This window comes from Brucella pituitosa (assembly GCF_965577835.1).
Lineage (GTDB): Bacteria > Pseudomonadota > Alphaproteobacteria > Rhizobiales > Rhizobiaceae > Brucella > Brucella pituitosa.
This window is the reverse complement of record NZ_OZ264093.1, coordinates 298,634-316,715: the sequence shown is the minus strand read 5'-3', so window position 1 is coordinate 316,715 and position 18,082 is coordinate 298,634. Positions and strand designations below refer to the sequence as shown.

Here is an 18,082-nt window from a genome sequence, read left to right as displayed (position 1 = left end):
TCTCCCGCGAATAAATTTTCCTCCTAGACCGGGCATCTTTTTCCCGGTCGACTAGTGCTCATGTACGATTGTAGAGTTTACTCTGTAGTGGAATACTCGACATAGCGCAATAAGTTCACGGATGAAAGAGCGTGATATCTTTGCCAGGAACCTGTTTCAGTTGAGAAGCGACCGAGAACTCTCTCAGGAAGAGCTGGGTTTTCGCGCCGATCTACATCGCTCAACGATCCAAAAACTGGAAAACAGCAAGCACTCGCCTACTTTGAAGAACCTCGTCAAGCTGGCAGCTGCGCTTGAAGTCACCGTCGATGAACTGATCAAAGATCGTTAGGAGAACCGGCGTTTGTTTCCTCAGCCATCCTCATCAGATCAGCAAGCACGGAACGCAGTGGTGGCCAGGGGAACTCGTCACAATCAGGGGCAAGCACGCCCAGCGTTATCAGAACGTGCAGTTTTGCCATCGCGCCCAGTACGGACAACGACGGCGTATTCCAAAGCTCCCGCGCTGTTGCCTGTTCACGATCGGAAGCTTCACTTTCTGCTCGAAGTGCGCGACTATAGCCAGAAAGAATGTCCGCCGCATTGCGCAGGGAGAAGTGCTCTTTCAGTCGATCCTTTGCTTCCGCGCAGGCCACAGCCTGCTCTGGACCAGCAAGAAACATTTCAATGTGTGTGTCGCTGGATACAGAAACCAGTCCATGCCCAGGCGCATCAATCTGGATATAGGGCTCGCCAACTTCAGCGAGCATTTTTCTCTCAAGAAATTGCTGCAGCCGACAGAGCTGGCAGAATTCCGCGTAGGCGTGCTGCCAGATTTCCCATTTTTGCACTGCGGGGTCAGTATCGCGATCAGGTCTGTTCGGTAATGACTTGCGGGAGAGGAATTCTTCCACTGAGGAAAGAAGGTTTCTATGGGTACGTGAAGGCAAAGTTCTGCTATTCTCAGAATCAGCCATGATCCGAGCTCCTATAAGCTTGGTTGTGGTCAGGTCGTTCAGGTGTTCGCGCACCTGTTCGACCGATTTTTTATATATAGTCACTACAAAATGATAGAAGTCAATCGGAAAGTATGCCTTGGAAATTATTCTTCTAATGGAGCAGTGTCGTGGGGCGCGTGCGATTCTCGGTTGGAGCCAAGCGGAACTTGCGAGAGCCGCAAACGTTTCTCGACAAACAATTGCAGATTTTGAGCGTGGCGCGCACGTACCCATTTATAATAATCTCGCTGGAATCGTAGCGGCTTTTCAAGCGGCCGGAATAGAATTCACTTCTGACGAAGACGGTCGTGGTTTTGGGATTTCGATCAGAAGGCCTGCAGAATAGGGGAACAGGAGTGGGTCGGTCGAAGCCAATCCAAAATTTTATTGAAACACCTATAGAACAAATGACTGCGTTTTTCTCTACTTGCAGAGATACATGTTAGAGGTTTAGGCCACATTGGAAACGCGTAGTAATAATGGTTCAATACAAAATATCAGACTGTAATTGCTCAGAATTAGAGGCCGAGCTTATTCGAGTAACCACATCTTGTAATTTCAAATCCGGTCCCGTGACCTGAGCCCCTAAACTCCCTCCAAAATCTCCAATTTCTGTTAGCAATATCCAATAACAGTTGAATACGGCACCAAATAATATATTGAGCGATTTACTCAACTTTTAGCCAGCAAGTCCCGATAGGCAAGCCAGCGATCATGCAATGCTTATCTCGGGGACATCATGCTGGGGACTTCGTCTTTCCAAAAAACCGCCAACCGTCGTTGGTTGAAGATGCTTTCTGCCTCTGTCGCGCTCTGCGTGGCCTCGCAGGCACATGCTCAAACAGCCCAGAAAGTGGAAGCTGTTCAGCAGAACCAGCACGCCGATGGCGAAAGTTCTGAGCCTATCAAGCTCAAGACAATTACACTTTCTGCCGAGCGCGCTGCCAAAAACCTGCTTGATGTTCCAATGTCCATCAGTGTGATTGATCGTGATACGCTCGACCGACACCAAGTGCGCGATATTCAGGATATGGTGCGGTATGAGCCGGGCGTGAGCGTTGATCGTCAGACATCGCTCACCAATCCTTTTGGACAGCTCAACGGCTTCAATATTCGTGGTGTTGGTGGCAACCGTGTGCAAATTCTGGTCGACGGCGCACGCGTTCAAGAGCGCATTACCGATGGTAGCCGAGATTTCGTTGATCCCTTCAATATGAAGTCTGTAGAAATCACACGTGGCCCGAATTCAGTTCTGTGGGGAGCTGATGCTCTGGGTGGCGTTGTGTTCTTCCGGACACTGGACCCTGAAGATTTGCTTGATGGTACCAAGCCTTGGGCCGTCGAAACCAAGTTCAGCTATGACAGTTTCGACAAGTCGTTCCGTAAGCAGATTACCGGCGCGGCTGAGGCTGGAGATTTCAAGGTCCTGGGTAGTTTCGGACATATGAGTGCGTCAGAACCGGACATGCGTAAGGCGCGCGCCGACGGCGGCATCTGGGGTTGTCCGCGTGAATCCATCTGGCCATGCAATAAAGCCTCTCCCATGGATACGGATTCCTATAACAGCCTGATGAAACTTCAGTGGAATCCTTCTGCCGATCATGAGTTCAAGCTGACCGGCGAATGGTTCGAGCGCAACACTGATGTGGATCAGAAATATGATTCCGGTGCAGCCAATCCGCTCTATGCGAGCATGCCTGCTTACTATGGCTTTTATTATGAGAACGAGAGCTGGGACCGTTCGCTGAAAATGCAGCGGGCACGGTTTGCCCTTGATCATCGCTGGACGGTGGGCGCATCGTGGCTGGATGAGGTGAAATGGAACATTTCCTATTCACCGCAAAAGCGCGATACGACCAGCACTCAGATCCGCAATTATTCGCTTCTTGCCACTCCGCGTCGCGAAAGGCGCATCCAGATCCGCAATTACAGCGAAGATTTTCTGCAGGCTGATGTTCAGCTGACATCGTCATTTGATCTTGGTCAGACAAGCCACAAACTCATTTATGGCTTCGCGGGCGATATCACCAAGAGCAATTATGATGGTGAAAATATCACCACCAATCTTAATACCGGCGTTACGACCGTTACGCCACGACAGGGGTTCAATTTCCCAAAAGTCGATACAATCCGCGCCGATTTCTATGTTCAGGATGAAATCAAGCTGTTGGATGAGCGTCTGACGCTTACGCCGGGCCTGCGTCTTGCAACTTACTCAATCGATCCGACCCAGGATGGTGACTATGTCCCGCTCGAAGGTTTTGATCCTGAGAAGACGGACAAGACCCGTTTGATCAAGCGCCTCGGTGCGATCTATAAGCTCGACGATACTTATTCGGTTTTCGCCTCCTATGGCGAAGGTTTCAAGATGCCGACGGCCCAACAGCTGTTCGTATCGTCCACCTCGATCGGTGCGACGAGCATGGTTGAGGTCATTCCAAACCCTAACCTGAAGCCGGAATTCGTTCGTAGCTATGAAGTTGGTCTGCGTGGCGAATTTAAGCGCGGCTATTTCAGTGCTTCCACATTCTATTCGGACTACAAGGACTTTATCCGTGGTCTGCAGCCCGTTCCGGGGGAAGCAGATAAATACACCTCCGACAATGTGGAAAGTGTGAAGGTCTGGGGTATTGAGTTCGGGGGCGAATACGAGGTCTACAACAACGTTTTCGCCAATGCGGCGCTTTCTTATATGCGTGGCGATCAGCGCGTGGATGCCGGTTCCGAGAAGACGCCGTTTGATGGTGCTTCGCCGCTGACCACGGTTCTTGGACTGCGATACATCATTCCAGACTGGAACCTTGAAACCGAGTTCATTGGAACTTTCGCATCTGGTGTAAAACGCCGCGCTGACGAAAATGCTTTCAAACCGTCAAGCTACACGGTGTTTGATGCCTATGCGAAATGGTCTCCAACCAAGCATATTGATGTGAATTTCGGTGTCGAGAACATTTTCGACAAGCGTTACTTCCCTAATACGCTGACGGGCTATGCCAACACGCCTGAGACGTCGTCGGTGGCGAATGTCAATCCGCTCGAAATGCAGGTTGCACCGGGCCGTACCTTCAAGGTGGGTGCAACGATGCGCTTCTGATCGTCATCGATGATCAACATGCCGGAGCGGTTGGAAAACGGCTCCGGCTTTCTCATGTCAGTATCGGTTGATTATGCTTATTGTTCTCAGACAGTTTTGGCAGCTACTCAAATATTGCAATGCAGGGCCGGGAAGGGTGCTCAGTTGGTCGCTGCTCGCCGTAATTTTCGCTTTGGAACTGGTGGGCATTTATACAGGTTTGTGGCTCATCAAATGGACAGCAGATTTTTATAATGCTCTGGAACAGCGAAATGTTGCGGGTGCCATAAATCAAGTCGGAATTTTCTGGCTTATCGTCCTCATCAACACATGTATTAGCCTCAGCGGCGAATACTTGCAGGGCACATTGAAAATCCGCTGGCGGCAGAAACTTACAGAGACCGTTATTTCCGCGTGGATGGCGAACAAAGCCTATTGGCATCTGGCAATCCGCAAGGAGGGACAGACACCAGATAATCCGGATCAGCGTATCGCCGAAGATTGCGAGCTGTTTGTCAAACATACCTTGATGGAAGGTATGGGGCTGATCACGACGATTATCGCGCTGTTTTCCTATATCATCGTGCTCTGGGGACTTTCCACTTATGCGCTGAGCTTCAGTGTTTTTGGCATTGATCTCACCATTCCACGTTACATGCTCTGGGCAGCCTTCCTGTATGTGTTCATCTCGTCATTCATGACGCATTTCTTTGGGCGGCGACTGAAAGCAACCTTCGTTCAGCAACAGAAGAAAGAAGCAGACTTTCGCTTCGCTATGGCGCATGTGCGGCAGCATGCCGGCGATATTGCCGTGATGAATGGTGAATCGCGTGAGAAGCAGATCCTGGCAGACAGGTTTTCCGCAGTGCGGCAAAACTGGTTCCGTCTGGTGGCGCGACAGGTACAATTGGGCTTGTTCACCTTCCCTTATCGTCATAGTATTTTTCGTATTCCTACATTTTTCGGCTTGCCAGCATATTTTGGAGGTGCATTGACCTTCGGTGGCCTTATGCAGCTTGGGCAAGCCTTTTCGCAAGTTTCTACAAATCTCTCTTGGTTCATTTTCAACTATAGAACGTTGGCTGAGCTTGTGTCGGCGGTTTCGCGCTTGTCGGGATTTATCACTGCCATCCAGAGCGTCGGCGACGAGGGCAGCGTCTCCATCGCCCAGCCCACACAACCATCGCTGCAATTGCGCGATGTTTCATTGAAAACGCCTGATGGGCAGAACCTCCTGAACATATCCGAGCTTGAAATCGAACGCGGCAAAACTGTGTGGCTGCGTGGCCGCTCAGGCCTTGGAAAGACGACATTGCTCCGTTTGATTGCGGGTGCCTGGCATTTTGCAGGTGGAACAATTCACCGACCTGATGCCTCAATGCTGGTGCTTTCGCAAAAGCCTTACATGCCAAACTCGGGTCTATATGATGCGGTTTCCTATCCGCTCCCAGCAGAGAACTTTGATCAGACTCAAATCGCTGAAGCACTTGAAAAGGTCGGGCTTTCGAAACTGTCGCCGCATGCGCGTTCAGACGAACATATCGCGCCGGGAACACTCTCTGGCGGTGAGATGCAAAGGCTGTCTCTTGCGCGGGCAATCCTGATTAAGCCTGACTGGCTGTTTCTCGATGAAGCCACCAGTGCACTGGACAAGATTGCCGAGGCCGAGTTGCTGGAGCTTTTGCGGAAGGAACTGCCCACTTCAACCATCGTCATTCTGGCTCATCACGAGCCTGCAAATCTTGTCATAGACAGCGTCATCGACCTTGAAACTTTTAGCACTACGCAAAAGCGGTCCGAGATGTCTGATCTCCAAACAGCATGAGGAAATTATGAGCGAACAACCAATCCGCGTAAAACTTCTGGCCGATGCGGCTGATGTTCTGGAGACGCTGCCCTCCATGGGAAAGCTCATGATCAACTCCAAAAGTGGCGGCGCGACACATGAGCGTATCGGTGTCGTGGAGCAGGTTGAGGTTCGTGACGGCTGGATTTACTTCTGCGGTAGCGAGCACCATTCGCGCATCGATCTTTCAGCAATTGCGTCGCTTATCGCTGATCGCAGCAGTGTGATGCAGGAAAAAGTCTATCCGCGTATCGACCTGCTTGCTGAAGATGAGAGTGTAATCGGCAGCGTGATCGGCTTTGATGGCGCGGAGCCGTTCGACCAAGCTCTGAATGGCTTTGCGTTCTTGGCTCTTCCACCCAAAGACAAAGATCGCAGCACTGGCAAAGCGCTGGAAGTCGGTGATGATGAACCCGGTTTGAAGCCTTTTGCGGCAGCTCAGCGCAATAAGGCCGAGATACGCGTCGCGCTCGAATTGCCTGCTTTCAAACAGGAGTGGAGCGGTGAGATGCCAGAGGTACGGCCATCCCGCGGTTTTATCAATGTGATGAAGCCTGATTTCCATCTACATCTCAAAGCGGGCCACGTTGCTTCGTGGCATGAGGTAGAAGAAGGGGATGAGTATCGCTTCTACGCTCTCAATGAGACAGGTCAGCAAACGGGTCTCGTCGTGTCGGGGAAAAAGGATGCGTTTCGATGAGCTTAGAGTCTTTATCGGTACAAGCCGGGCAATGGATTGATTCAAAATCGCCAGAAGTTCGCACGCATCAATCGATCATGCTTGAAATGGCCAAGAAGCGCGTTGTGCTTCTCGGCGAACAGCATGATCGGCACGATATTCATCGCTGGCAGGTGAATGTTTCTGCTTCTCTTCTTGCCCTTCGCGATGAGCTTGCCGTCGGCTTTGAGATGTTTCCGAGAAGAATTCAGCCAGTGCTTGATGAATGGGTGGCAGGCAAGCTTGAGGCCGAGCAGTTTCTGGAGAAAGCTGAATGGGGCAAGGTTTGGGGCTTTGATGCAGATCTTTACTGGCCGCTTTTCCACTTCTGCCGCGAGTTTCGCGTTAAAATGTTGGCGCTCAATTGTCGTCGCGACCTCGTAACTCGTGTAGGCAAAGAAGGCTGGGAAGCGATTGTGGAAGAAGATCGCGACGGTTTGACCCCGGCACGTCCTGCGAGCCTTGCGCATCGCGAACATCTTCTGCGTCTGACCAATGGCGGGCCGCCGGTCATGCAGGGAAAATCTGCTGACGCACCTGAGTTTGACCGCTTTGTCCGCGCCCAGCAGACATGGGATCGTGCCTTCGCCTGTAATATTGCGGCTTATCTCAATGAAAAGCCGGAAGCACTGGTTGTCGGTATCATCGGACGCGGGCATATGGAATATGGCTTTGGCACGCCCGATCAACTTGATGACCTTGGCATCAATCAGGTTGGTGTTCTCCTGACAGAAGATGTGGGGGATGCGGCATCGACGCTGAAAGTCGCGGAAATTCCGGCTATCGCTGATGCAGTTTTTGGGTTGGCCGATTCCTGATGGAATATTGCGACCATCATTGCTGGAGAGCATGGTTGTCGCTGACCATAAAACATCGAATGATTGAGAATTTGAGGATCATGAGAATGCAAGATCGTACCAGTTTCCGCCTTATCATGATGCTCGGTTCTGTACTGGCGGTGACGGCATACACCATGCCGTCAGTTGCGCAGACTGGACCGCGTGTTACAATGACGCCCGCCGCATCTGAAACCGCAGACGTGCCGTCCATTACCAATCAGGCAGAATGGCAGAATGCTGTCGTGCTTATTCTTCAACGCTATGGTCAGCTTTTGGCGCGCGAGCTTGCTCCTCTGGAGCTGGACGGTGTTTTCAAGCCGAAAATCAGCTTCTTTCTTTCTCCAGACGGTACTGTGTCGGATGTCAAACTTGTCGAAAGTTCGGGCGACGATCTGGTTGACGCGGCGGCTTTGAAAGTTCCGACTGCTGGTGCGGCCTTCCCACCCTACACTCCAGACATGGCGGGTGACAAACCTAAAAAGCTTATTGCCCCGTTCGAGGTTCGTCTCCACAAGCCCGAGCCAGAAACAACAAGCAATCCCGCGAAGGCGAAATAGGACTAAGCGACTTTCAGCTCTCCAATTGGCAGGCCGGTGTCAGTCATCTTGTTATCGACACCGTTTTCATCAAGAAACTGCTTCATTTCGGCATAGGTTTCAAACCATGCGCGGTTGTATTTATCGAACAGCGATTGATCCCAATAGTCTTCCAGACGAAATGGCTTTTCGCTGAAGACATCATAGCTCGGGATTTTGTAGGTTTCGGCAAACTCAGCCGTGCGGCTGTCATAGGTGAAATAGATAGACGGAATGCCATTGGCGAGCGCCATCAAGTTGCCATGCAGGCGATAGCCAAGGACTAGTTGCTGCTCACGCACGAGATTTTCGTAATCCGCCACGACATCGGAATAAAACATGCGATGGCGATAGAGGTTCTCGATATCGTCATCGAAATACCAGTCAGCCGTCCAGCGATGTGCTTTGAGTGCCGCTATCGCTTCTTCCTTCTGTTCGGGCGTTCCAAACACCAGTTTCTTCTCTTCAATCTCGCCCTGAGCCATTAATGTCACATCGAAGCGTCCAGCCATTGTGCGGATAAGATCGCGATGGCGGGTCAGATAATGCTCGATATCCTGTGCGTAGGCTGGCGAAACTTCGCGGCGGACCGTAACGCCGACCTGTTTCACATCTTCGAGCGGTGGCAGTTTGATGCGCAGATGTTGATTGTTGCGACGAAACGCGGTCGGACAGCCAATGATACGGACATTCTGAATGCCGATATCGTTGAGCACTTGCGCTGTATAAGCTCCGCGTACACCGACAGAAACAGCTGAATCGGAGATCATGCGCAACACGGCCTTCGTTTCTTCAGAAAGCTGGATTTCGCCGCGCACCGGCGCCTGCGCACCAACGCCAAAGGCAATAACAGGCAGTTTCAACCGCTGGAGCACCGGGATCGTGTCGCGCCAGTTCATATCTTTGTTGATGTAGTTCGAGCCGCGAAGGATCACATAATCATATTCTTCCCGCAGCTGATCAATCTTTTCGGGTGAGAAATTGGTGATCGGCAGCTCGGACGCCTTCTCGTAATTCATGAGTTTCAATGAGGATTCAAAAACGAAAGCATCGCCAATATTGTGATAGTGGTTGATGCTGCCCTGCACGTCAGTATGACGATACCAGCGGACATTGTCGTGATCGTACACTTCTCCTGCCGGGATCATGACGAGGGCGCGTGCCATAGGCTATTCCTTCTTTTATAAGTAAATGCAAACAAGCCAGGTTCAGCTTGCCTGAGAAAGTTCGGTTTCTGTGACCGCTGGTTTCAGTCTGCGAGGTTTGGCCTCGCGCAATTGGCTGTAAAGTTCGAGATGCGCGCTTGCACAATCGACATAATGAACCGGTTTGCGGATGGATTGGTGCAAGCGGTTCCAGATATTCTGATCGCTCAGCACTTCGGTGAAACGGTCAGCCAGATCTTCCGCACTGCGGACGCGGAAATGAAGACCATCCTCTCCATCGCGAATTTTTTCAGCCATGCCGCCAATGTTGGAGCAGATGACGGGTCGCCGATGATGCAGCGCTTCCTGAATGACGATGGGTGAGTTTTCCCACCAGATCGACGGCATAACTACCCAATCTACCGACTGCATGAGACGTGGCATTTCGGCATTCTGATAAGCGCCATAGAAGCGAACGCGCGGACCTGCCTCCTCAATCAGCTTCTGCATGCGTTCCTGAAAGGCTGGCGGTTGCTTTTCGAGATTGCCGCCAAAGATCATCAGGCGGGAATCCTCGCCCCAAACCTGTTCGGGGACGCGCGACACTGCATCGATAAGTACATCGATACCCTTGAATGGATTGATCTGTCCGAAGAATGCAAAGCGGCTGCGCCGCGGGTCAGGGCCGGTCAGTTCCCGCGGTGGCGTTGTCTGCGTGATTGCGATGCCATTTTCGATGACCGTCATCTTTTCGGGATTGATCCCCCATTCGCGATAGCGATTTGCCAGAAATTCACTGGGTGACACAAAAGCATCAGCGAGTTCCAGCATGCCGCGCACAAAGCGCTCGCGCTTCAAAAAGCGGGCAGGCGGTATCTGCGGAAAGCAGGCGTGGCAATCAATCGGAGAAGCTTCATTGCAGAGCTTTGATGTGCCCGCTTTCACCATCTGCCCGTCATTGTTGCAGATGGAAAGGAACTCGTGAAAAGTCACCAGAATGATGCGATCCGGCAAAGTCTCGCGGATGGCATAAAGCGTTTCGAGACCGAGACCGAGCACATGATGGAAGTGAACGATATCCGGGTCGAAATCGCGCACGAACCGCAAAAGATCGCGGCGGATTTCGTCGGTGTTCTTGTTGGACAGATAAAAGTGATCATATTCGTCGGCGTGAAACAGAATCTCGTCACTGGCACGCCGCATGCTCATCAGTGCTGTGGTGCCGTGGCGGGGGATAGGGTGGCTGGCTCGTGCCAGATAAACCGACTGCACGCCCGGTGTCGCATTCAATCCCTTGTGCAGATTGTAGGATGCGATTTCACCGCCGCCGAGTGAGATCGATGGGTGGGCATGGGAAATGACGAGAACACGGAGTTTTTCGCTCATGCGGGCTCCTCCAGCGCGACCTTGCGCTTGCCTGCAAGAATTGCAGACCAGCGTGCATCAAAAACCTGACGATCTATGCGCTCAATAAGCGCGATGGTGGATGCTTTATCCGTTACCGAAACGTCATCCGCGCCGAGCATCTGTGCGGAAGGCAGCCAATAGGAGCGCAGGCCGGATTGCTTGAGTTTCAAGCCGAGGTCGAGACCCTTTTCATGGGTGCCGAGATAACCGCGGGTAAAACCACCAGCGGTGAATAAAGCTTCGCGGGGCATGATGCAGCATTCGAAGGTTGCAGTTGCCACTTCCGTCAATTGCATGCCCGATATGGCATCAATCGGATAACCAGCATAGCGGCTGATAAGGGCGCGATCCGATTGCGGGCCTGCCACCCATGTTCCCGCCCAGCGGATCGAGTCATCTTCATAGGCAAGTGTCGGCGAAAGTACGCAATCCTTATGCGTTTCATAGGCGCTCACGAGTTTGTTGAGCCAGCCCGAACGGCGCGGCAACAAAGAGCCAGCGAGAAAGATGACCTGATCAGTGGAAACTGTTCGTGCGCCAACTTCAAACGCATCATAAAGATCTTCCGAGCCGTTGGCCGAAACCAGTCGGATACGTAGTCGATAAAAGTCAGCAAGCCGCCTGATCTGTACGCCGATACGGTCGATGATTTCGGTCGCAGCCGCAATCACAATTGGCGCGATCCGCGTTTCAGGATCAAGTGCCAGCAGAGCAAGCAGCGGTTCGATTTCTTCGACGCGTTCGTCAATACCAATGATAATAGCCGGGCCGATTGCATCCTCAAAGGGGCCAAGGTCAACCACACCGAATACTTCCGGCGCCGGACGGTTGACGCCGCGCAACAATGGCACGAGCTGCTGATCGACGATGTGGCGCAACGCCCATGCATTCGGATCGGTAGCACGCAGTTGCCGAACGATGGCATCGCGCGACGTTACACGGGTTGGGGTGAGCGGAAAGAATGCGCGGCGACCATCGCTGATTGCCAGTTCCAGATAGAAAGGAGACGTGCTGTCGCCTGCAAGCTCCGGCGCAAAAGCTACAAAACCATGGGCATGGCGGCTTGGATCAAGGCCCGCATTGAAGGGCGGATGATTGTCAAACTCGCGCGTCACATCGGAGCGGTCGATGCGCGTCCACGTCGTGTCGATCTGGATGTCGCCGCGATGGCGCCGAAGCCGCACGCTTTCAACGTGATTGTCGGGATCAAGCAGCCAGCCCGAGATCAATATGCCACTGCCTTCAACCCGAAAGACATTGTCGATGCCCATGCGAACGGGAAAAGGCAGGGCGGAGACGGTATCAGCACCATCGAAACGATTGGCGGCAGAACGCAGGCGCAGAAGAATATCGGTGGAACTGCGTACGCGCGGCAGGATAGCGCGGATATGGGCCGGTGTTTCGCGCGAGCCTGAGAGAAGTCTGCGATCATAAACTTCCGTAAAGCGCCAGCCGCGACGGCCGCGAAACAAAATACGCTCAATATCATTGGCCTCGACCGGCTCATTGGCGAGAAGAAGCCCGGCAAAGCCAGAGGCTTGTTCTTCAAGATCAGGGCGCGCAAAAACACTGATGGAGCATTCGGCGAGTGATGAGTTTTTACCGCTGATCAGAAGCCGTGTTACCGCAGGCGTTAAATCCTGCGCCCAGCCCTGGACGAAAATATCGCCTTCGTCGCTGCCGCCAATCAGTTCAATGCATCCATCCGAACGCGCACCCGCCTGCAGCAGAACGGTGATCGCGGACAGTTTTTTTCGACTGATCGGCCCCGATATCAAACCCTCAACGAGTTCATCGATGACGCCTGAAAGGCTCGGTCCGGATAAATCTCCGATCATCGCCACGAAATCCGGAACAGACGCCGAGCGCGATGCAAAATTATAGCGCGCAACCTTTGCCCGATGCTGGAACATGATGGTCTTGAGGATACCGCGACGCAACACATTCGTCGGCACGATGGCGACAAAGCCATGTGTTCCGGCGGGTGACGGTTCTTTCAAGGGCCAGGTTATGAGGTTCGTTTTCACGCTCATCGCCGGGTCGCCATTGAGAAACGCTGTAACCTGATCAGTGGTGGCACTTCCAATGCCGAGCACCAGGACGAGCGTGTCCTCAATCACGCACCCCACCACCATTTCGCCTTCCATGATCATGGGAGGGCGCTCGGTCGTGCGGCCATTTCTGGCTGCGGATTGTATATTCGGCCTTTCATCCTGTGTCATGCGGCGACCCTCAGGGCATGACGGCGAGTGTGAGGAGAGCGCCAGCGACAAAGCCGGTCAAGACGGCGGCGAGCACGAAGAGAACTTTGATGTCGCCGCTGCTCCGCTTGCGTACGTCTTCCATACGCTGTTCAAGACCGGCCACCACGCCGTCCATACGCATGATATGCACATCAAGCTCGGTCATGCGCTGGTGCAGGTCTGTGCGCAGGTTATCGACCGAACCGGCAATGTCGAGCAGGTCCGTGGGCGAAGCGTTGCCAGTGCTGTCGATGGTGGGGGCCGCGCGCTGCAGCGAACGCTGGTTCACCTGCAACTGACGCTGGGATGCCATCAGCATGTCGAGCTTGTCGAGGATGCGGGTCATCGGCGCTGCGATCAGCGCTTCGGCGGCCTGTTCATCGGGTTTTGGCACGCGCAGTTTCTGTTCTATGCCTGCTGCATTGGCGGCAACCACGACCAGTTCGCCTGCGCGAGCGACTGCAAATTGCGGCAGCATCACCTCAAACGCATGCATGCCGTCGCCGATGCCATTGCGCTTCAGATCGGGTCTGTCCTTATCTGCAGGCGCTTCGGCAATTGGCTTGTCATCGAGCAGAACGCGAATAATGAGCCGCTCTGTCGGGTAGGAAGGATCGAACGCCCAGCCGTAAAGGCGGCCTTCTTCGATGGCGTCAACGCGTCCTTTCATGGCTTCAGCCCTTTGAGGTGTCGGCGAAGCGCTCTGCGCTTCAGCCGGCTTTTGTGCCCCCTCGGATGGAATTTTGGTCGCGATGTTCATGATCTACCTCTTATGCTGCCTCGACACGAGCCGCGCGCAATGACCCGATCATGTCGAGATAGCGGGCTGCTGTGGTGTCGATGGTGTCCGGGTGTCGTGCGTTTTCGCCAAGCGATTGGCGCAGGTCCGGGTTTTCCGCCATGCGTCGCATTGCTTGAGCAAGCGCCAGCGGATCATTGGGCGGAACGGTGAGGCCATTGATGCCATCAGTGATCATTTCGGCCATTCCGCCAATATTGCTGCAAATGACAGGGCGGTTCTGCCCCTGTGCTTCCTGAATGACGAGCGGCGCATTCTCCCACCAGATCGAAGGCATGATTGCGCAATCGACAGACTGGATGAGTTGAGCGATGTCTTCGCGGCGATAAGCGCCGCGACGCTGCACGACCGGCCATGTATTCGTAAAAAGCTGGTCGATTTCGTTGACAAAGCTTTCGCTCTGAAAAGGTGCTGCTCCGTGAACACGCAGCTCGAAATCAAAGCCTTCGGAAATGAGTTGTTGGGCCGCCTCAAGCAGGACTGTTGCGCCCTTCCATGGATTGAGATTGCCGAAATAGCCGAAGGTTGGCTTTGTCCGTTCCTGCTGTCGAAATTCGACTGCTGGCCGTTCGGGCTGCCCATTGGGAATGACCTCAATGCGATCTTCTGCAAGGCCCCATTCGACATAGCGTTGTTTGAGAAATTCGCTCGGTGAGACAAAGGCATCGACGGCGCTGAGCAGCGATTTGATGTGCCTTTCACGCAATACGAATTTATCGAGCGCAATGTCTTTGAAGCAGGCATGGCAACGGTCAGGGCTTGCACCATAGCAAAGTTCCTTGCCGGTGGTGCGAACCATCAGGCCGTCATGGTGGCAGATGGGATAATAATCATGCAGTGTCAGGACGATGCGGCAATCGGGCAGTGTGCGGCGCACGATATGTGGGAATTCTGCGCCCAAAAGCAACAGATGATGCAGATGCACGACATCGGGCCTGAAATCGCGCAGCAGTTCGACGATATCCGGCACAATGCCGTAAAGATCGATCTGGCTCATATAGAAGCGATCAAAGTGCCCCGACCACAGCAGAATTTCGTCGCCGCCATTGCCGATGCTCTGGAAGCTTGTGCCGGGACGTGCTTCACGATGCACCTTGTTGGTAGCACCCATGAACATCGCTTCGCATCCCGCGCGCTGGTAGGCACGAAACAGGTCATGGGCGAAAATTTCCGTTCCGCCCGGATGAAGCGATGGATGATTATGAGCTGCAATGAGCACACGAGGAGCCATCAGGCGACACCTCCGCGCGAAGCGATGAAGATATCCTGATAATGATCGGCATTGATGCCACGCCAATGACCGAAGGATTTGGTCTCAAGTTCCAGCCTGGCGCCTGCAAGAGCACGGTCGAGAAATCCGTTCTCAAAACCAACAGCTGCAAGGGGTGGAAGTTCCGGCACAAACCAGCATGGCCCGGCTCCATGACGTTCAAAGGCGAGGCGCTTGTCGCGTTTGCCAAAGCGGTCGCGGGCTGCAACATCATCAACAACAAATGCTGTCATGAAGAGTTTTCCGCCCGGTGCAAGCACGCGTGATACCTGCTCAAGATAGGTCTTCACTTCATCCGATGGCAGATGCGTGACCACAGACGTCATGATGACAAAGTCAAAGCTTTTGTCGGCAAAGGGAAGTGTCAGGCTCAAGCCGTTCACAGTGCCTTTCGGATTGTAGAGGTCATGCGCGATATCAATATGACGGAATTCGAAATTCGGGTAACGCGCGGTGATATTCTGTCGGCACCAATTGACGCCGCCTGATACCGGATCGATACCGGCATAGCGCGCTTTCGCCATATCGAGATATTGTGTCAGCGGCACCGCCATGCGGCCAATGCCCGATCCAATATCAAGCACGCGTGCATCGGGTTTCAGGCCGCCTTTGCGGATGAAATGGCCGAGAAACTCAGCGCCAACCGCACGATAATCTCCATCGCCGACAAAAACGCTGTTCGGGTCGGGCGAAGGCAGAAAGCGGTTCTTCAAAACAGATTGTGTCAGCCAGTCAATCTGTTCTTCGGGTATTGCTGGTTTGGCTTTAAGTTCTGGCTGTTTCAGCATTACCACTTCGGTCAAGCGGCGCTCCTTTCAGATTTGGCCACGATCACATTCGAAGGAGCCATCATTGGGTTCTCTTCTTGGGGTGGCGTCATCAGTTCTGTGATTTCTTCATCCCAGCGCTGCGTGTGCAGCCAGGAATTATATTGGCTGGCGAGACCGCGCATATAATCCGCACTGCGGCGGATTGAGCGGCGCTCGAAATGGTAAAGGGCGACATCTGGTTCGTAGAATATCTGGAAGCCAAGCTGGCGGATCTTCAGACACAGATCGCTGTCTTCGTAGTCACCGATGACATAATCCTCGCTATAGCCGCCCACGAGATCGAAGATATCCTTGCGGGTGATCAGGCATGCGCCGGTGACACCCGGAACGTCGCGGGCACGGCGCGCCGGTGCGTAATTACCGGGCATGCCCTTGTGATAATGATGGTTAAGCCAGATACCCTGACGATCACGGGCGAAATAGAGCCCGGCATGTTGCAGAGAGCCATCTTCGAACAGAAGACGCGGTCCGATCGCGCCAAGCTTCGGTTCATCAAACAAGGGCTGGATGAGCTGCTGCAACCAGCCATGTTCAGACGGCACCACATCGGAGTTCAGCATGACGATGGTGGCGCCGGTTGCAAGGCTTGCACCCGCATTGCAGGCGCGGGCATAACCGCTATTGCGGTTCATGATCGCGAGCTTGAAGGGCATATCATGAAGGATGTGCAGGCCACCCAGCATATGCTCTGTGTCGTCCTGAATTTCAGGAGAATCGAGCACGAAGATGAACTCGGCGTTTTCCATCAGCCAGGGATCGGTTGCCATTGATGAGAACTGAAACCGCAGAAAATCGAGATTGCGATAAAGTGGGATGACGATGGAAGCGAGCGGAGAGGCGGGCGTCTCTCCAAACTCTTTGATCTCAGAAATTCGCACTGTCGCGCCGAGCTTCTTTTCAACTTCTGTCAGGGCTGGAGCCAATATTTGCTCAAACACATGCGGCCGCGCTTGCTGTGGCGGAACAGATCGTAAGATTCGCATGCGTTGCGCGGATGGTTCAAAAGGTTGCGGCGCTGGCACCAGAGGTGCTGTTGTGCCGGACGAAAGGCGCATCTGAAACCGCGGCTGTAGTAGCGGTCCGAGGTTTTTTGCCGATGGCAGCCAGGCAACAAAACCCGTTACATCTTGCTGTGGCGTATCTTCACGCTTTGCGACCTTGCCTGCAAATTTATGAAAATGCGGCTTCAGGGAAACTGCGCTGCCACTTTCGGGCAGATGCTCGATATCAGCAAGCAAATTGGCAGGATCGTGCATCCAGCCACCAACGATCAGCCCGCCATCCAGTGCCAGTGCGAGGTCGATTTCGGCTGCCGGATGGGTGGCTGATTGTGCGATTTGACGAACGGGGAGCGGAGAGCGTGTCTGCAAATCAATCGCCACGGCAGTGCCTGCAGCACTGAGTTTTCCCAATTGGCGAACAAGGAACTCGCGTAAATCGCCATTTCCCTGCCATTTGCTCCACCATTTGGCGAAGTCCGTCTGTTCAGGTGAGCGCGCCGCCAGTTTGCGGACAGCGACGCCTTTTTGACCGGCTAAGATTAGTAACAGGGAAGATGGCAGATCCTGCGGGGCTTCCACCAGCAAGTGGCACGGTTGCCACGCGTTGCGCGCTTGCTTGCCTGCGACGAAACGCGGAGGGATCACCATCACACTGCCCGGTGTGACGCCGTAAATAGCTGAAACGTCGCCGAGCATCGGATCGACGGCGGTCTCCAGCAGATGATGGCCTTGAACGGGTTCGCCGCAATATTGCGCTTCACGCGGTTCTGGTGTTAACGCGAAAGTCAGATCACGCACGAGGGATGCAAATGTCTGATTGCGCGAGAGCCTGAATGTGCTGCGCCATGTCGTGAGGATATTGGTCAGAAGCTTGATATGACCGGGCAAAGTGAGATCGCTGACGACGTGATGCACGTCGAAAGCCGCAAGTTCGTTCGCCGGATAAAGGATTGCTTGCGCCGTAGGTCCGAGTGAGCCTGCGGACAGCGATAATTCGATTGGTTCGATGCCGGTCCGCATGGCCCAGAACATGCGCACGCCACCACTTTCGAGCGGAATGCTGATGCTGAGCAGGGGGACGGGCTGGACAGGCATGTCCAGCGTGCATTTGGTCGTTGAGCGAGCCGGGCCGGGAATATCCCAGATGACCACAGCCACATCGGCGCAAAGACGGCAAATGGAGAGGTTCTCAGTTTTGCTTTCAGTGTCCGCCGAATGGTCGAGGTTCAATGTGAGCGCCCTTTCATTCTTGTTGGAAATGCAAACCCGGACGCATTGCTAAGCAGAATGCGGCAGGCCAAAGATTGAGGTCAAAAGGCAGTTGAAGAAGGAACGTGCCCGACGGGAGGATGTCGGGCA

Annotated in this window: 15 protein-coding genes; 7 read left to right on the top strand and 8 right to left on the bottom strand. The window is 53.6% G+C overall.

Annotated features, from left to right (window positions below; genetic code table 11):
* Positions 1 to 121 precede the first annotated feature (121 nt).
* Entirely contained in the window at positions 122 to 331 is a 210-nt protein-coding gene (locus ACSME1_RS12755) for a helix-turn-helix domain-containing protein (RefSeq protein WP_435655284.1), read from the top strand.
* Here the strand turns inward: ACSME1_RS12755 and ACSME1_RS12750 are convergent.
* Complete coding sequence (locus tag ACSME1_RS12750) at positions 318 to 956, bottom strand: hypothetical protein (protein WP_435655283.1); 639 nt, start codon at positions 954 to 956, stop codon at positions 318 to 320. The genes ACSME1_RS12755 and ACSME1_RS12750 overlap by 14 nt on opposite strands.
* A 136-nt stretch (positions 957 to 1,092) precedes the next feature.
* On the opposite strand from ACSME1_RS12750, the gene ACSME1_RS12745 reads away from it, so the two are divergent.
* The 6 genes from ACSME1_RS12745 to ACSME1_RS12720 all read left to right on the top strand — a co-directional run bounded on the left by ACSME1_RS12745 (position 1,093) and on the right by ACSME1_RS12720 (position 8,010).
* Positions 1,093 to 1,323, top strand: coding sequence for a helix-turn-helix transcriptional regulator (locus ACSME1_RS12745; RefSeq protein ID WP_024896050.1), 231 nt, complete (start codon positions 1,093 to 1,095; stop codon positions 1,321 to 1,323).
* A 393-nt stretch (positions 1,324 to 1,716) separates the two neighbouring features.
* A complete protein-coding gene (locus ACSME1_RS12740; protein ID WP_435655282.1) occupies positions 1,717 to 4,071 on the top strand; it encodes a TonB-dependent hemoglobin/transferrin/lactoferrin family receptor in 2,355 nt (784 codons plus the stop codon).
* Between the two features lie 73 nt (positions 4,072 to 4,144).
* Complete coding sequence (locus ACSME1_RS12735) at positions 4,145 to 5,875, top strand: ABC transporter ATP-binding protein/permease (RefSeq protein ID WP_435655281.1); 1,731 nt, start codon at positions 4,145 to 4,147, stop codon at positions 5,873 to 5,875.
* 7 nt (positions 5,876 to 5,882) lie between these two features.
* Positions 5,883 to 6,596 (top strand): hypothetical protein, encoded by a 714-nt coding sequence (locus ACSME1_RS12730; RefSeq protein WP_435655280.1) that lies wholly within the window; start codon positions 5,883 to 5,885, stop codon positions 6,594 to 6,596.
* Positions 6,593 to 7,432 carry a ChaN family lipoprotein gene (locus ACSME1_RS12725; protein ID WP_435655279.1) on the top strand — a complete coding sequence of 280 codons (840 nt, stop codon included), beginning with the start codon at positions 6,593 to 6,595 and terminating at the stop codon, positions 7,430 to 7,432. Before ACSME1_RS12730 ends, ACSME1_RS12725 begins: the two co-directional genes overlap by 4 nt.
* Before the next feature lie 86 nt (positions 7,433 to 7,518).
* Positions 7,519 to 8,010, top strand: coding sequence for a TonB family protein (locus tag ACSME1_RS12720; protein ID WP_435655278.1), 492 nt, complete (start codon positions 7,519 to 7,521; stop codon positions 8,008 to 8,010).
* 2 nt (positions 8,011 to 8,012) lie between these two features.
* Here the strand turns inward: ACSME1_RS12720 and ACSME1_RS12715 are convergent, their stop codons facing one another.
* The 7 genes from ACSME1_RS12715 to ACSME1_RS12685 are packed head-to-tail and all read right to left on the bottom strand — an operon-like array spanning position 8,013 to position 17,953.
* Entirely contained in the window at positions 8,013 to 9,194 is a 1,182-nt protein-coding gene (locus tag ACSME1_RS12715) for a polysaccharide pyruvyl transferase family protein (protein ID WP_435655277.1), read from the bottom strand.
* Positions 9,195 to 9,236: 42 nt separating this feature from the next.
* Positions 9,237 to 10,559 carry a glycosyltransferase family 4 protein gene (locus ACSME1_RS12710; RefSeq protein WP_435655276.1) on the bottom strand — a complete coding sequence of 441 codons (1,323 nt, stop codon included), beginning with the start codon at positions 10,557 to 10,559 and terminating at the stop codon, positions 9,237 to 9,239.
* On the bottom strand, positions 10,556 to 12,802 hold the full coding sequence (locus ACSME1_RS12705) for a hypothetical protein (RefSeq protein ID WP_105534800.1): 2,247 nt from the start codon (positions 12,800 to 12,802) through the stop codon (positions 10,556 to 10,558). The genes ACSME1_RS12710 and ACSME1_RS12705 overlap by 4 nt, the downstream gene beginning before the upstream one ends.
* Before the next feature lie 10 nt (positions 12,803 to 12,812).
* Positions 12,813 to 13,583 (bottom strand): hypothetical protein, encoded by a 771-nt coding sequence (locus ACSME1_RS12700; RefSeq protein WP_105534799.1) that lies wholly within the window; start codon positions 13,581 to 13,583, stop codon positions 12,813 to 12,815.
* A 10-nt stretch (positions 13,584 to 13,593) separates the two neighbouring features.
* Positions 13,594 to 14,853: a glycosyltransferase family 4 protein gene (locus ACSME1_RS12695; protein WP_105534798.1), complete on the bottom strand. Its 1,260-nt coding sequence runs from the start codon at positions 14,851 to 14,853 to the stop codon at positions 13,594 to 13,596.
* The gene (locus ACSME1_RS12690; protein ID WP_105534797.1) at positions 14,853 to 15,695 is read right to left on the bottom strand and encodes a class I SAM-dependent methyltransferase; all 843 of its coding nucleotides are present in this window, start codon (positions 15,693 to 15,695) and stop codon (positions 14,853 to 14,855) included. Before ACSME1_RS12690 ends, ACSME1_RS12695 begins: the two co-directional genes overlap by 1 nt.
* Positions 15,692 to 17,953 (bottom strand): glycosyltransferase family 2 protein, encoded by a 2,262-nt coding sequence (locus tag ACSME1_RS12685; protein ID WP_435655275.1) that lies wholly within the window; start codon positions 17,951 to 17,953, stop codon positions 15,692 to 15,694. The genes ACSME1_RS12690 and ACSME1_RS12685 overlap by 4 nt, the downstream gene beginning before the upstream one ends.
* Positions 17,954 to 18,082: the final 129 nt, after the last annotated feature.

Coding starts and splice junctions, on each gene's coding strand:
- ACSME1_RS12735 (WP_435655281.1), top strand. CDS start 4,145: ATGCTTATTGTTCTCAGACAGTTTTGGCAGCTACTCAAATATTGCAAT.
- ACSME1_RS12740 (WP_435655282.1), top strand. CDS start 1,717: ATGCTGGGGACTTCGTCTTTCCAAAAAACCGCCAACCGTCGTTGGTTG.
- ACSME1_RS12710 (WP_435655276.1), bottom strand. CDS start 10,559: ATGAGCGAAAAACTCCGTGTTCTCGTCATTTCCCATGCCCACCCATCG.
- ACSME1_RS12730 (WP_435655280.1), top strand. CDS start 5,883: ATGAGCGAACAACCAATCCGCGTAAAACTTCTGGCCGATGCGGCTGAT.
- ACSME1_RS12695 (WP_105534798.1), bottom strand. CDS start 14,853: ATGGCTCCTCGTGTGCTCATTGCAGCTCATAATCATCCATCGCTTCAT.
- ACSME1_RS12715 (WP_435655277.1), bottom strand. CDS start 9,194: ATGGCACGCGCCCTCGTCATGATCCCGGCAGGAGAAGTGTACGATCAC.
- ACSME1_RS12700 (WP_105534799.1), bottom strand. CDS start 13,583: ATGAACATCGCGACCAAAATTCCATCCGAGGGGGCACAAAAGCCGGCT.
- ACSME1_RS12725 (WP_435655279.1), top strand. CDS start 6,593: ATGAGCTTAGAGTCTTTATCGGTACAAGCCGGGCAATGGATTGATTCA.
- ACSME1_RS12750 (WP_435655283.1), bottom strand. CDS start 956: ATGGCTGATTCTGAGAATAGCAGAACTTTGCCTTCACGTACCCATAGA.
- ACSME1_RS12705 (WP_105534800.1), bottom strand. CDS start 12,802: ATGACACAGGATGAAAGGCCGAATATACAATCCGCAGCCAGAAATGGC.
- ACSME1_RS12720 (WP_435655278.1), top strand. CDS start 7,519: ATGCAAGATCGTACCAGTTTCCGCCTTATCATGATGCTCGGTTCTGTA.
- ACSME1_RS12755 (WP_435655284.1), top strand. CDS start 122: ATGAAAGAGCGTGATATCTTTGCCAGGAACCTGTTTCAGTTGAGAAGC.
- ACSME1_RS12745 (WP_024896050.1), top strand. CDS start 1,093: ATGGAGCAGTGTCGTGGGGCGCGTGCGATTCTCGGTTGGAGCCAAGCG.